This is a genomic window from Microlunatus elymi (genome assembly GCF_007362775.1).
In the GTDB taxonomy this organism is placed as follows: Bacteria; Actinomycetota; Actinomycetes; order Propionibacteriales; family Propionibacteriaceae; genus Microlunatus; species Microlunatus elymi.
Genome location: NZ_CP041692.1, coordinates 2,516,473 through 2,529,310 on the forward strand (window position 1 = coordinate 2,516,473; position 12,838 = coordinate 2,529,310).

Here is a 12,838-nt window from a genome sequence, read left to right on the forward strand (position 1 = left end):
CACTTCACCAGACGCGGTAGTCGAGGGCGGTGACGTACGCCTTGGCGCCGGGTGGGCGGGCGACGAGTTGCAGGGTCCAGACGCCGGGCAGTGGGGCGGTCGCGTCGGTGCTCTGCCAGTGATCGCCGGACGGTACGAAGTGCACGTCGATGGCGGACACGCCGGCATCTGCGGAGGAGAGCCGACCGGAGAGTGCGGCCAGCCGGGCAGGATCGCCCGATGCCGACTCGGCGGTCACCGTGATCTGTTGCGGGCCGCGCCGGGTCGGGTCGATCGAGACCTGCAGTTCCCCCGTCGGGTAACTGATCACCGACGTGGTCGGCGGGCCGTAGGTGTCGCGGGCCGGCGGGGTCGCGCTCAGCACGGTCGCGGCGGCGATGATCAACACCGTGGTCGCCACCTCGACCCCGAGCAGCAACCGGACTCGCGCACCCGATCGCACCCGTCCCGCGTACCGGCTGGTCAGTCGGCCGAGCACGAGAGCGACCGCGATCAGTCCGAGCTTGATCAACAAGATCACCCCGAACGGCGTCCGCCACAGTGCCTCGATCGGCTGGATCTGCCGCCAGGCCAGCAATTCCCCGGAGATGATCAAGATCGCCACGCAGCCGAACGCGAACCGCGACCAGCCGCGGATGGTCCGTCCTGCCGCCGCCGGGTGAGCCCGCAGCCGAGGCAGCACGACCAAGATCAACACCGACAATCCGCCCAGCCAGCCGGACATCCCGATCAGATGGCCCGTGGTGGCGACCAAGGTCAGCAGCCGGTCCGAGCCGGTCAGCGCATGCCCGTGCGCCGCGATGATGACCACCAGGCCGACGGCGACCGCACCCCAGACACCGAGGAGCCAACCGTTGCTGCGGACGCGGTTGCGGGCCCGGGTCAGCAACTCCAGACTCAGCGGCAGCAGGGCCAGCGCGATGATCATCCGCGGGATCAGCAGCCGGCCCACCCCGGACAACACCGCCGCCAGGCTCTCCAATTCGACCGCCTCGGTCGCCAGTTCGACGATGCCGCCGGCCACGATCGCCGCGGTGCCGCCGATGATCAGCGGGATCAGCCGACGGGACCGCAACGCGGAGGGCCACAGCAGCAGACCGGCCGCCAACGATCCCAGGGCGGCCACCAGACCGGCGTAGCCGAGCCCGGTGCCGAAGCCGGCGATGATCGCGGCAGACCGCCCGCCGCTCCCGCCGCCTGGTGCGGGCGCGGGCTCGCGACCGACGCCGAAGCGCAGCGAACCGTTCACTGGATGGGAATCTGCCGACACCACCTGCCAGCTGACCAGGTAGCTGGCGGGATGACCGATCGGGTCGCGGCGCAGACCGATGATCACCGTGTGTCCCTGGTCGGTGAGTTGGGGATCGCCATCGTCGACGCGTTCGCCGCTGCCGGTGATCACTCGGGCCGCGTCGGGCGCGATCTGAACGGGTTCGTCGAACCGCAGCACCACCTGCCGCGGCAGCCGATCCAGCCGGGCGCCGTCTCGCGGCGTGCTGTCGACCAGCACCGCATGGGCCGAGGCGGTTGTCGGCACACCGATGATCACCGCCACGGCCAGCAGGGCGGCCGGCAGCAGCGAGCGCAGCAGAGTCTTGAGCATCCGTCGAAGGTCAGTCGCGACGCCGGCTGCGCAGCAGCGCGATGGCCGAGATGATCACCGCGACCGCTGCCAGGCCGACCGCGATCGATGACAGCCAGTCGGTGTTGTTGTCCGAAGGTTGGTCGGTCGGCTGCGGCGATGAAGTTGCGGTCGGAGTCGCCCCCGACGACAAGGTGATCGTCGGCGCCGGGTGCTCCGGTTCGGCGCTCGAGCCGGAGGCGATCTCGTCCCAGGCCACCGAACTGCCGTCGCTGTAGCGCTGCACGGTCGGGAAGGCGATGCTCGCGGTCTTCGGCAGCGGCCCGGCCGAGATGCTGAACTGGCCGAACTCGCCCGGCTTGATGCCGTAGCGCGGCGCGTCGGCCTTCCAGGTGATCTTGCTGATGTAGCTGTCGATCTCGCCGTCGTCGGTCGTGATCGGCTGAGTGAGTTTCTTCACCGTACGGGTGGCGGTCCAGCCGGGCACCGGTTGGGTGGACACGGAGCTGATCGGGGTGTCCGACGGCAGCGTGATGATCAATCCCACCGTGGAGGCGGTGTCCGACTCCGTCGGCACCCGGAAGGTCAGCACTCCGTACCCGCCTTGGACGGCGTCGGTGCTGCTCACCCGCACGTGTGCGGAGGCCGGCACCGCCGAGGCGAAGCCGATCGTCAGGGCCAGCAGGATCGCGGCCACGGTTCGGAATCTCAATCTGGCACGAGAACGCGTCATGTCATGTCCACCAGGAAGGTCAGGGCCATGCCGGCCGCCATCAGGGCGGCCGACGCCAGATCGGTCAGCCGGCGTACGTCACCGGCGCCGGTGATCGGGCGGGTGCCGGCGAATCGGACGAAGCGTGCGACGTACCACAGTGCCGCCGCGGCGAAGCCGATGCCGATCATGATCGACAACGGAGCTGCCCAAGTATGCAAGGGAATCTGGGCAGGCAAGGGTGGCGGGGATGAACTGCCCGCGCCATGTGTGTGACCGGGCATCGTCATGCTCATCGCGCCGGCGGTCGGCACCGGCGCCATGATCACTGCCATCCCGGCCATCGCCAGCATCATCGCGGCGTGATAGATCAATCGTGGCCGACCGGAGTGATGGCTCGGGTCGGCGCCGGCGGTGTCGCCGACCAGCACGTGGACCGCGTACGGCCGGAACATCGCCAGGTAGACGTACCACAAGGCGAATCCGGTGAAGACGGTCAGCAACAGCACCGCGGGGATGCGCTCCGACCAGCCGACCGACATCATGATCATCACCGCCGACATCACCAGATGACTGGCATCGAAGATCCGGTCGGGCCCGCTGCCCGCGGTGATCATCCGGACCGCATAGAAGAGACCGCAGAGCACGAACAGGCCGATGATCGCCACCGTGGTCGGTGTCACGAACGCTCCTTCCTGCCGGGTCGGTGCTGCTGCTGATCGTGGGAACGGGCGGCCGCTGGGCGGCGCCGGGCTGATTCTACATATCGTAGAAATCCGCCGTGGCGGTCGGCCCCGAGCTCGCCCGGACAGCTCGGTCGGACAGAATGACCGTATGTCCATCGACCTGCACACCCACTCGAACGTCAGCGACGGCACCGACACCCCGGCCGAGCTCGTCCGCAATGCGAAAGCCGCCGGGCTGAGCACGGTCGCCCTGACCGATCATGACACCTTCGACGGGTTGGACGAGGCCGTCGCGGAAGGTCGGCGGATCGGCGTCGAGGTGCTGCGCGGGATGGAGCTGTCCTGCCAGAACCGCGCGGCCGGACCCGGAAAGGGGATGAGCATCCATCTGCTGATGTACGGCGGAGACGAGCACTTCGTCGAGCTGCACCAGGAGATGGCCAAGGTGCGCGAGGGGCGTACCAACCGACTCCGGCCGGTGTTGGACAAGCTTGCCGAGCTGGGCGTGCCGGTGACCGAGGAGGCCGTGCTGGCCAAGGTCGGCGACAGCCCGTCGGTCGGTCGCCCGCACATCGCCGACGCCCTCGTCGAGGCCGGCCACGTACGCGACCGGACCGAGGCGTTCGACCGCTATCTCGCCGACGGCGGTCCGGCCCACGTCGAGCGCTACACGATCGACGTCGCGCGCGGCATCGACCTGGTCAACGCCGCCGGTGGGGTGGCTGTGATCGCCCATCCGTGGGGGCGCGGCCGGGAGGCGGCGTTGCCGCCGGACTACCTGAAGCTGCTGGTCTCCGATCATGGTCTGGCCGGATTCGAAGCTGATCACCAGGATCACGATCCGGCGACCCGGCAGCGGTTACGCGAACTGGCCGACGAGCTCGGTGTGCTCGCCACCGGATCCAGCGACTATCACGGCACCGGCAAGGTCGATCATGATCTCGGCGTGAACACCACCGCGCCCGAGGTGCTGGCCGAGATCAAGTGGCGCATGCGAGCTTGATCACAGAGCGTGGTTGGCGATGATCATCCGATCCGGATCGACCTTGTCCCGTAATACCTGCAACCGCGCCACATCGCTGTGCTCGTAGGCTTCTGCGACCTCGTCGGGCCGTAGCGGATCGAAGCTGAAGTTGAGGCTGCGGCCGATGATCGACGGCCGCCACGGGTCGAGAACGGCGCGGTGGACGGCGGTGATCCGATCGTCGGCATCCGACGCGGACGAGTCCGGCTCGCAGGGGGATAGGCGTGCGGCCGGTCCGGTTCGGCGAAGACGCGGTCGGAGGCTGCGTACGGCAGTTCGGTGACGGTGTCCTGCAGCGGCGTACCGAGACCGCGCAGCGCCCAGAACAACTCGGCATCGTGGTCCGCGGTCACCCGACGCATGCGCCCGTCCGGGGTCACCAGTTCGACGGCACGGACTCGATCGGCGGCGTAGCCTACCGCGGCGAGTAGCTGGAAGCCGACGGCAGCGGGGTCGAGACGAGTGGGATCGAGGTCGACTGCTGGATGGTCATGGCTCGACGCTAGGGGCCCTTTGTGGACACAACAGGTCCGCATTGATCGCGAGGATGGACTCATGGCTGATGTCGAGATTTCGGAGCGCAGCCGGCGCGATGCCGGCACGACTGCTGCGACTGCTCACGTTGCTGCAGGGTCGGCCGCGCTGGTCGGCCGCCGAGTTGACCGAGTGACTGGGCATCACGGATCGGACGCTGCGCCGGGATCTCGATCGGCTGCGCGGGTTGGACTATCCGGTCGAAAGCCTGACCGGCCGGGCCGGCGGCTACCGGCTGGTGGCCGGGGTGAATCTGCCGCCGCTGGTGCTCGACGACGACGAGGCCGTCGCGGTGGCGATGTCCCTGATCGCGATCGGCGGCCAGTTGCCGTCGCTGGCCGAGGCGGCCGGCCGAGTCCGGGTGAAGCTTGATCAACTTCTACCGGCAGCGCTGCGCAGCCGGGTGGGGGCGCTCGGCGGCACCGTCGTCGCTTCGCCCGGCTCGTCCGGCGGTGGACGGATCGATCCGGAGTTGTTGATCATGATCGGCGAGTGTTGTCGTGATCACCGGGTGCTGTCCTTCGACTACGCCGACCGGTCCGGCAGGACGTCGCGGCGGCGTACCGAGCCGCAGCAGTTGATCATGGTGCCGGTGCACGGCTACTGGTATCTGATCGCCCACGATCAAGATCGGCAGGACTGGCGTACGTTTCGGGTGGACCGGATCCGGCTGGCCCGGCCCGCTCATGATCATTTCCGGCCGCGTGATCTTGACGCCGCGACGTTCCTGGCGGATCGCTGCGCCGAAGCCGTCTACGCCCACACCGCGATCCTTCGCGTCGGATTGTCCGCCGAACGACTACGCCAACGGATCTGGGGCCCGATCCCCGGTGCGGTTGTTGATCTTGATGATCGGCAGTGTGAGGTCCGGCTGACCGCCGACTCGGTCGACCTGGTGGTGCAGTACGCCGCGGCGGTGCTCAGCCTGGATGTCGAAATGACGTTGATCATCGCCGATCCGCCGGTCGCGGATCGGCCGCGATCGTTGATCAATCCTGCGCGGCAGGCTGCTCTGCAGAGCCCGAACGGCGGCGGCGCCGACGACGCGGTTTCTTCGACTCGGTAGCGCTGTCGGCCGACACGTCCTGCGTCTCGCCGGTCTTCTCGGCCGGTACGGCCTGATTCTCGCCCGACTTCTCCTCGCCCACCGGCACACCGTTGCGCAGCCGGACCCGGCTCCGATTCCGCTTCGGCTTGGTACGCTCCCGCTTCCGTTCGTGATCATGATCATCACGCGGCTTCTCGGGCACCAACCGGCCCTTCGCGGATCGATCGATGCCCTGATCATGGAACAAGTGCTCGGAGGTGGAGTAGGTCTCCTGCGGTTCCTCGAACGGCAGCCCGAGCGCGTTGTTGATCACCTTCCACCGGGTCAGATCGGCCCAGTCGACGAAGGTGATCGCCACTCCGGAGGCGCCGGCGCGTCCGGTCCGGCCGATCCGGTGCACGTAGGTGCTGTCGTCGTCGGGGCACTCGTAGTTGATCACGTGGCTGACGCCGGTGACGTCGATGCCGCGGGCGGCGACGTCGGTGGCCACCAGGGTGTCGACCTTGCCCTCGCGGAAGCGACTGAGCGCCTTCTCCCGTACCACCTGGGAAAGATCACCGTGGATCGCCGACGCGGAGAATCCGCGTTCCTTCAGATCGTCGGCGACCCGCTGGGTGGTCCGCTTGGTCCGGCAGAAGATCATCACCCGGTCGCGGGACTCGGCCTGCAGGATCCGGGCGATCACCTCCGGCTTGTCCAGGTCGTGGGCCTGATAGACGAACTGGGCGGTGGTCGGCACCGTCGATTCCTCGCCGGCGGACTCGGCGCGGATGTTCAGCGGATGCCGCAGATGGGTGCGGGCCAGCGAGACGATCGCCGACGGCATGGTGGCGGAGAACAGCATGGTCTGCCGCAGCTCCGGCGTCTTGGCCAGGATCCGTTCGACGTCGGGCAGGAAGCCCAGGTCGAGCATCTCGTCGGCCTCGTCCAGCACCAGCACCTTGATGTGACCGAGATCGAGCTTGCCTCGGCTGGCCAGGTCGAGCAGACGGCCCGGGGTGCCGACGACGACGTCCACGCCCGCCTCCAGGGCTGCGAGCTGATCCTCGTACGGGGTGCCGCCGTAGATGGTCAGCACCCGGGCCTTGCGCCGGGTCGAGGCGGTCTGCAGATCCTTGCCGACCTGACTGGCCAGCTCACGCGTCGGGGTGACGACCAGGCCCTGCGGCTTGCCCGGCGCGGCGAGGAAGTCGTAGTCCGGATCGGACGGCACGACGATCCGCTGCAGCAGGGTGGTGCCGAAGGCCAGCGTCTTGCCGGTGCCGGTCCGGGCCTGGCCGATCAGGTCGGCGCCGGTGAGCGCGACCGGGATCGCCATCTGCTGGATCGGGAACGGGTGCACGATGCCCACGTCGGCCAGCGCGGCGGCGATGTCAGGCTGGATGCCCAGATCGGCGAAGGTCGGCTTGGTCTGTGCCGGTGCGGCGACGGGGGACTCGTCGGCGGCGTCGGTGCCGCCGGGGGTGGTGGCGGTTTCGCTGTGGATGCTGTCGGTAGTCAGGATCTTGCCTTCTCGAATCGGCTCATGTCTGAGGTGCCTGTTGGCGGTGCACGGCCGGCGCGGATACCCGAGATGTATCTCCGGCACGACAGCGACCGGGGTCGCGGTGCCTGGGGAGACAGGTGCACACGCACGCATCGAGCGAAGGGCGCAGCCGTACTGTTCGATCGCATTCTAGCTGCAAGCGGCGTATCCGCCGATTCGCGCTGCGCCGGGGAGTGTCTACGCTGTCGCTCATGGCTGACGCGGAGGGTGCCCTGGAGTTGCTCGGCGCGGTCGCGTACGGCGAATTGGCCGCCTTCGATCGGCTGGCCGCCGACGCCCGACTGGCTCCGGAGCTGACCGATCGAGTTCAGATGACCGAGATGGCCGCCGCCCAGTTCACCCACTTCGGACTGGTCCGGGATCGGATCAGCGAACTGGGCGCCGACGTGCTGGAGCAGATGCAGCCCTACCATCGCCCGTTCGACGAGTTCCATCAGCTGACCCAGCCGAAGACCTGGCACGAGGGCCTGCTCAAGGCGTACATCTCCGACGGGATGGCCGCCGACTTCTATCGCGAGGTGTCCGAGCTGGTCGACGACCGGACCCGCGAGGTCGTGCACGAGGTGCTGGCCGAGCAGGCCTACGCCGACTTCGCGGTCGACCGGGTCCGGGCCGCGATCGAGGCGGACCCGGACATCGCCGGTCGGCTGGCGTTGTGGGGCCGGCGGCTGGTCGGGGAGGCGCTGAGCCAGGCGCAACGCGTGGCCACCGAGCGTCCGGCGCTGACCGAGTTGCTGACCGCGCAGACCCAGGAGGAGCCGTTGGTGCTGATCAGCCGGCTCACCTCGCAGCTGGTCAGCAACCACACCGCCCGGATGCGCCGGCTCGGCCTCAGCTCCTGATCGACCTGTGTTCTCGGTCGACCGGGGTCGGACTCAGACGGCGCCGAAGCCGACCCGGCGGCCGTTCTCCTCGCCGATGTCGATGTAGGCGATCTTGTCCGACGGGATGAGCACCTTGCGGCCGTGCTCGTCGGTCAGGCTGAGCACGGCGAGCTTCGGGTCGGTCGCCTCCAGCGCCTTGGACACCGCCTTCTCGATGTCGGCCGAGGACTCGTTGACCTCCAGCACGACCTCGCGATTGACATGCTGGATGCCGACTTTGATCTCCACCTGCTACCTCCTGTGTGGTGTTGGCCGCGTCATCGGGCCAGGCTCAGCCTAGACGGGGCTACACCGCGTCCGGGGTCCGGCCGTCCATCGGCGGCAGCAGGGTCAGCCGGGTCCAGCCGCCGAGGTAGACCCGGTCGTACGGGCCGAGCGGATGCCGGGTGCCGACCTCGATCGGATTGTCCGGGAATCCGGCGCCGGCCTCCTGCTGCTCCAGGGTGCTGACGTAGGTGCCGTTGACCGAGCCGAGATCCTCGATCCACCAGCCCTTGCCGTCGCTGGACAACTGCGCCTGCCGGCGGCTCACTCCGCCGTCGTCGCCACAGTCGATCTCCGGGGTCGGATTCTGACTCGGGGAGCGGCGGCCGACCAGCGCCGACGGTTCACGGAGCGCGATCAATTGCGGTTCCTGCTCGGCGGGCAGCGGTGCGGTGGGTTCCTGTTCGGCGTACCACTGGCGGTCGATCGCCAGTTCGACGACCCAGATGCTCGCCTCGGCGAGGGCCCGGGCCACGGGGCTGTCGGTCATGCTGGACTCCTGTGATCATCGGCCGGGCTCGGGTTGACGCCGGTGACATGGCGCCCGGCCTGATGGGCGTGCTCTGCCTCCTCGGTCAGCGGGAATCCGCTGATCCCGCGCCAGGCGAGATTACTGACCAGCCGCTTGGCCTCGTCCACCGCGACCGGGCCGGCGGTGACCCAGTAGCGGGCGCTGACGTGGCCGATGCCGACCAGCGAGATGGCCAGCAGCTTGGACTGTTCGGTACCGAGCGCGGTGTCCTCGGCGATCACCGCCGCGATCCGGTCGGCGATGTCGTTGTTGACCTGCCAGATCCGTTCCTCCACGGCCGCTTCGCCGGTCAGATCGGACTCGAAGATCAGCCGGAATTCGGCGCGTTCGCTGGAGACCAGGTCGTAGAAGGCGGTCATCGTGGCGACCACTCGCTCGGAGTTGTCGTCGGTGGAGGCCAGCGCCTCGGAGACCTTGGCGACCAGTCGCTGGCAGGCCTGATCCAACAACGCCAGGTAGAGGTCGAGCTTGGAGCCGAAGTGCTGGTAGAGCACCGGCTTGGTGACGCCCGCCTCCTCGGCGATGTCGTCCATCGCGGCCGCGTGATAACCCTTCGCGGTGAACACCACGCTGGCCGCCTCCAGGAGTTGGGTACGGCGCTGCTCACGGGGCATCCGGGTGATGTTGCTGGCCACCCGCGGAGTTTAAACCTGAACAGTTGACTCAGCGTCGGAAGATGCGGACGTCGGTGTGGTCGAAGTCGGTGCCCTTGTAGAGCAGCGGCTGGTCGGTGTCCTTGGCCAGGGCGTAGGAGAAGCAGTCGCCGAAGTTGAGCCTGGCCGGACTGCCGGAGCCGGCGCCGTAGAGCCGATGAGCGGTACGGGCCAGATCGGCCTGCTCACGGGTGACCGGGGAGATCAAGATGTCGAGATCTGTGACGATTCGGTCGACAGCTCGACGAGTGTAGGCCCGAAGATCCGAGGGATTGACCGGACGACGAAACCTGTCCGTCGTCGCCCGATCAGTCACTACCGAGCATTCGACATAGCTCGCTGCCGACATGACGGCACGCTCGGAGGCGAGATGATCGAAGAACTCATCAGCCTCCGGCTCGAAGAACAGGATCGCGATCACCGCTGATGTGTCGACGATCACTTCGGAACTCCGTACGCGTCGTACAGGAAGTCTCCGCGTGGGTCCCAGTCCTCTGATTCCTCGATGGGCCCGAACTCGTCGCGCGCCTTCTTCAGATCGGCGAGCAGTCGCTCGATCCGCTCTTCGCGATCCGCTTCCCCGCGCAGTTCCTCGAGTCGGCGCCGTACCGCATCCTCCACTGCCGAGGTCTGGCTCTGTCCGGTCAGCTCGGCCAGTTCACGGACCAAGGCGTGGGTGCGCTCGTTCTTGATGTTGAGGCTCACCGCATTCGCCTTTCTACCATTTACGGCCCGGATTCTACCCTCGTGGGCGGCGGTCCGGATGGCGGAATAGGGTCTCGGTGTTGTCTGTTGGCACCGAAGATCGGAACGTCGGCCGGACTCGGTCGGCGCGGATGCGGAATGCAGGAGGAATGGTGGCCCTACCGCCGCTGGTGGAACCCGCCGCAGAGCTGACCCAGGAAGAGGTGCAGCGCTACAGCCGGCACCTGATCATCCCCGACGTCGGGATGGACGGTCAGAAGCGGCTGAAGAACGCGAAGGTCCTGATCATCGGGGCCGGTGGTTTGGGTAGCCCGGCGCTGCTCTATCTGGCTGCGGCCGGTGTCGGCACCCTGGGCATCATCGACTTCGACACGGTCGACGAATCCAATCTGCAGCGGCAGGTGATTCACGGCCAGTCCGACATCGGCAAGTCGAAGGCGCAGTCGGCCAAGGAGTCGATCGCGGAGGTGAACCCGCTGATCAACGTGGTCACCCACGACGTCCGGCTGGACAACGACAACGTGCTGGAGATCTTCAGCCAGTACGACCTGATCCTGGACGGCACCGACAACTTCGCCACCCGGTATCTGGTCAACGATGCCGCGGTGCTGCTCGGCAAGCCGTACGTGTGGGGCTCGATCTTCCGGTTCGAGGGCCAGGTCTCGGTGTTCTGGGAGAAGCACGGCCCCAACTACCGCGATCTCTACCCGGTCCCGCCGCCGCCGGGGATGGTGCCGTCCTGCGCTGAGGGCGGCGTGCTCGGCGTGCTGTGTGCCTCCATCGGTTCGATCATGGTCACCGAGGCGATCAAGTTGATCACCGGCATCGGTGAGCCGTTGATCGGCCGGCTGATGGTCTACGACGCGTTGGAGATGAGCTACAAGACGCTCAAGCTGCGCAAGGATCCCGAGGGTCAGCCGATCGAGAAGTTGATCGACTACGACGCCTTCTGCGGTGACCTGACCCCGGAGGCCGCGGAGGCCGTCTCCGGCAGCACGATCAGCGTGCAGACGCTGAAGGAGTGGCTGGACGAGCGCGAACGCGGCGAGCGCGACTTCGAGTTGATCGACGTCCGCGAGCCGGTGGAGCGGGAGATCAACAACATCCCGGGTTCGATCCTGCTGTCCAAGGGCGACTTCCAGAACGGCAGCGCGCTGGGTCAGTTGCCGCAGGACAAGCAGGTGGTGCTCTACTGCAAGGTCGGCGGCCGGTCGGCCGAGGTGCTGGCGCTGGTGCACGGCGCCGGGCTGAAGGACGCCGTCCACGTCGGCGGCGGGGTCGCCGCCTGGGTCTCCCAGATCGACCCGAGCCAGGCCGCGTACTGATCACGCACGACTGAACTCCGCCGAAGCCCGGGCATCACCCAGATGCCTGGGCTTTGTCGTGTCCGGCCCGAAATCTCTGTATGCTTCGTACGTAGATTGCATACATCGGAGGGGCAGATGGCGTCGACACAGATCGACATCGACGACGACGCACTGGACGCCGCGATGCGCCTGGCGGGAGTGCGAACCAAGAAGGAAATGGTCAACCTCGCGCTACGAGAGTACGCACAGCGGCGTGCCCGAAGCGAGGCGCGGTTACGGTACTTCGCCCAAGCCCAATCGTGGGACGACGAGGACTTCTGGCGCCGCCACGAGGCGGAGAAGGATCCGGAGTGATTCGCTACTTGCTCGATTCGACCGCGATCTGGCGCATCCAACGAAGCCGTGAGTTGTCCGACGGCTGGGCCGACGAGGCCGATGTCGGAGCTCTGGGGTCTTGCCTGCCGCAGCGGTTGGAATTTCGGCGATCCGCGCGGAATCTGGACGAGTTCGAGCAGATGTCCGGCATGTTCTCCGAACTCTACCCGGACGTTCCGGTACCGAAAGTTGCCTGGTCCTGGGTGGATTCAGCGCAATTCCGGCTGGCCTCGCGGGGACGACATCAAGCCCTGTCGGTGGTGGACTGGCTGGTCTGCGCGACGGCCGCACATCACGATCTCGTAGTTCTCCACGACGACCGGGATTTCCACACGGCCTCCGAGTTACTGCCCGACCTGCGCGAGCACAACGTCCACGATCTCCCGCCAGCAGGCGACAGGTAGCAGCCGCTGGCCGGGACTTGACACCGGTCGCAGCAGCGAGGATCGTGGCCGGACCCGAGGAGGCAAGCCATGACTCGATCGTCCCGATTCGCTTCGGCCGGTGCCGGCCGCAAGGTCGTCGTCGGATTCGTCACCACCGTGCTGATGGGTGCCACGGCCGTGCTCGGCGGTCCGCTCGCACCGGCCGAGGCCGCCTCGATGGGGCACGACTACGAGCAGTCGGTCGCCCGGCTCACCAATCACGAACGGACCAAGCGCGGCCTGGTGAAGCTCAGCTGGGGCTCCTGCCTGGACCGTTACGCCGAGGCTCAGGCGACCTGGATGGCCAAGCACCAGAAGCTGCACCATCAGGATCTGCACCCGATCCTGCGCGCCTGCGACCTGACCTGGGTGGGCGAGAACATCGCTGTGGGCTACCCGACCCCGGCCGCCGTCACCAAGGCCTGGATGAAGTCGCCGGGACACCGGGAGAACATTCTGCGCAAGCAGTACCGCCGCTACGGGCTCGGTGCCTACAAGGACAGCCACGGCCGGTGGTGGGTCTCGCACGTGTTCGGCCGGCACTGATCCCTTCGCGCCGGC

At 67.6% G+C, this 12,838-nt stretch carries 18 protein-coding genes; 9 read left to right on the forward strand and 9 right to left on the reverse strand.

What is annotated here, in order from left to right; genetic code table 11:
- Nucleotides 1–4 precede the first annotated feature (4 nt).
- From FOE78_RS11345 to FOE78_RS11355, 3 genes are read right to left on the reverse strand one after another with little or no spacing between them, the layout of a single operon-like run.
- Nucleotides 5–1,603 (reverse strand): copper resistance CopC/CopD family protein, encoded by a 1,599-nt coding sequence (locus FOE78_RS11345; protein ID WP_143986384.1) that lies wholly within the window; start codon nt 1,601–1,603, stop codon nt 5–7.
- 10 nt (nt 1,604–1,613) lie between these two features.
- Nucleotides 1,614–2,279, reverse strand: coding sequence for a YcnI family copper-binding membrane protein (locus tag FOE78_RS11350; RefSeq protein ID WP_210414927.1), 666 nt, complete (start codon nt 2,277–2,279; stop codon nt 1,614–1,616).
- A 32-nt stretch (nt 2,280–2,311) separates the two neighbouring features.
- Nucleotides 2,312–2,977, reverse strand: a complete 666-nt coding sequence (locus tag FOE78_RS11355; protein WP_168207483.1) for a DUF5134 domain-containing protein — start codon at nt 2,975–2,977, stop codon at nt 2,312–2,314.
- A 151-nt stretch (nt 2,978–3,128) separates the two neighbouring features.
- Between FOE78_RS11355 and FOE78_RS11360 the strand changes: the two genes are divergently transcribed.
- The 4 genes from FOE78_RS11360 (at nt 3,129) to FOE78_RS11370 (ending at nt 5,604) form a co-directional block, all read left to right on the forward strand.
- Nucleotides 3,129–3,983 (forward strand): PHP domain-containing protein, encoded by an 855-nt coding sequence (locus tag FOE78_RS11360; protein ID WP_143986387.1) that lies wholly within the window; start codon nt 3,129–3,131, stop codon nt 3,981–3,983.
- 245 nt (nt 3,984–4,228) lie between these two features.
- On the forward strand, nt 4,229–4,435 hold the full coding sequence (locus FOE78_RS23605) for a hypothetical protein (RefSeq protein WP_168207484.1): 207 nt from the start codon (nt 4,229–4,231) through the stop codon (nt 4,433–4,435).
- Nucleotides 4,436–4,551: 116 nt separating this feature from the next.
- On the forward strand, nt 4,552–4,674 hold the full coding sequence (locus FOE78_RS24415; RefSeq protein WP_266095014.1) for a hypothetical protein: 123 nt from the start codon (nt 4,552–4,554) through the stop codon (nt 4,672–4,674).
- Nucleotides 4,675–4,725: 51 nt separating this feature from the next.
- Nucleotides 4,726–5,604, forward strand: coding sequence for a helix-turn-helix transcriptional regulator (locus tag FOE78_RS11370; protein WP_210414928.1), 879 nt, complete (start codon nt 4,726–4,728; stop codon nt 5,602–5,604).
- Here FOE78_RS11370 and FOE78_RS11375 read toward each other — a convergent pair.
- On the reverse strand, nt 5,528–7,087 hold the full coding sequence (locus FOE78_RS11375; protein WP_407662654.1) for a DEAD/DEAH box helicase: 1,560 nt from the start codon (nt 7,085–7,087) through the stop codon (nt 5,528–5,530). The genes FOE78_RS11370 and FOE78_RS11375 overlap by 77 nt on opposite strands.
- Before the next feature lie 236 nt (nt 7,088–7,323).
- Here FOE78_RS11375 and FOE78_RS11380 point away from each other — a divergent pair, with 236 nt between their 5' ends.
- On the forward strand, nt 7,324–7,974 hold the full coding sequence (locus FOE78_RS11380; RefSeq protein WP_143986390.1) for a ferritin-like fold-containing protein: 651 nt from the start codon (nt 7,324–7,326) through the stop codon (nt 7,972–7,974).
- Nucleotides 7,975–8,007: 33 nt separating this feature from the next.
- On the opposite strand, the gene FOE78_RS11385 is transcribed toward FOE78_RS11380, so the two are convergent.
- From FOE78_RS11385 to FOE78_RS11405, 5 genes are read right to left on the reverse strand one after another with little or no spacing between them, the layout of a single operon-like run.
- The gene (locus tag FOE78_RS11385; protein WP_143986391.1) at nt 8,008–8,244 is read right to left on the reverse strand and encodes a DUF3107 domain-containing protein; all 237 of its coding nucleotides are present in this window, start codon (nt 8,242–8,244) and stop codon (nt 8,008–8,010) included.
- Nucleotides 8,245–8,302: 58 nt separating this feature from the next.
- Nucleotides 8,303–8,770 (reverse strand): FHA domain-containing protein, encoded by a 468-nt coding sequence (locus FOE78_RS11390; protein WP_143986392.1) that lies wholly within the window; start codon nt 8,768–8,770, stop codon nt 8,303–8,305.
- Nucleotides 8,767–9,447, reverse strand: coding sequence for a TetR/AcrR family transcriptional regulator (locus tag FOE78_RS11395; protein ID WP_228266162.1), 681 nt, complete (start codon nt 9,445–9,447; stop codon nt 8,767–8,769). The genes FOE78_RS11390 and FOE78_RS11395 overlap by 4 nt, the downstream gene beginning before the upstream one ends.
- Nucleotides 9,448–9,475: 28 nt before the next feature.
- Nucleotides 9,476–9,907, reverse strand: coding sequence for a type II toxin-antitoxin system VapC family toxin (locus FOE78_RS11400; RefSeq protein ID WP_143986393.1), 432 nt, complete (start codon nt 9,905–9,907; stop codon nt 9,476–9,478).
- Nucleotides 9,904–10,170: a type II toxin-antitoxin system VapB family antitoxin gene (locus FOE78_RS11405; protein ID WP_143986394.1), complete on the reverse strand. Its 267-nt coding sequence runs from the start codon at nt 10,168–10,170 to the stop codon at nt 9,904–9,906. The genes FOE78_RS11400 and FOE78_RS11405 overlap by 4 nt, the downstream gene beginning before the upstream one ends.
- A 149-nt stretch (nt 10,171–10,319) precedes the next feature.
- On the opposite strand from FOE78_RS11405, the gene moeZ reads away from it, so the two are divergent.
- The 4 genes from moeZ (at nt 10,320) to FOE78_RS11425 (ending at nt 12,823) form a co-directional block, all read left to right on the forward strand.
- Nucleotides 10,320–11,495, forward strand: a complete 1,176-nt coding sequence (moeZ, locus tag FOE78_RS11410; RefSeq protein ID WP_228266206.1) for an adenylyltransferase/sulfurtransferase MoeZ — start codon at nt 10,320–10,322, stop codon at nt 11,493–11,495.
- Nucleotides 11,496–11,612: 117 nt separating this feature from the next.
- Complete coding sequence (locus FOE78_RS11415; protein ID WP_143986395.1) at nt 11,613–11,831, forward strand: type II toxin-antitoxin system VapB family antitoxin; 219 nt, start codon at nt 11,613–11,615, stop codon at nt 11,829–11,831.
- An 8-nt stretch (nt 11,832–11,839) separates the two neighbouring features.
- Entirely contained in the window at nt 11,840–12,256 is a 417-nt protein-coding gene (locus tag FOE78_RS11420) for a PIN domain-containing protein (protein WP_210414929.1), read from the forward strand.
- 69 nt (nt 12,257–12,325) lie between these two features.
- Nucleotides 12,326–12,823, forward strand: coding sequence for a CAP domain-containing protein (locus tag FOE78_RS11425; RefSeq protein WP_143986397.1), 498 nt, complete (start codon nt 12,326–12,328; stop codon nt 12,821–12,823).
- Nucleotides 12,824–12,838: the final 15 nt, after the last annotated feature.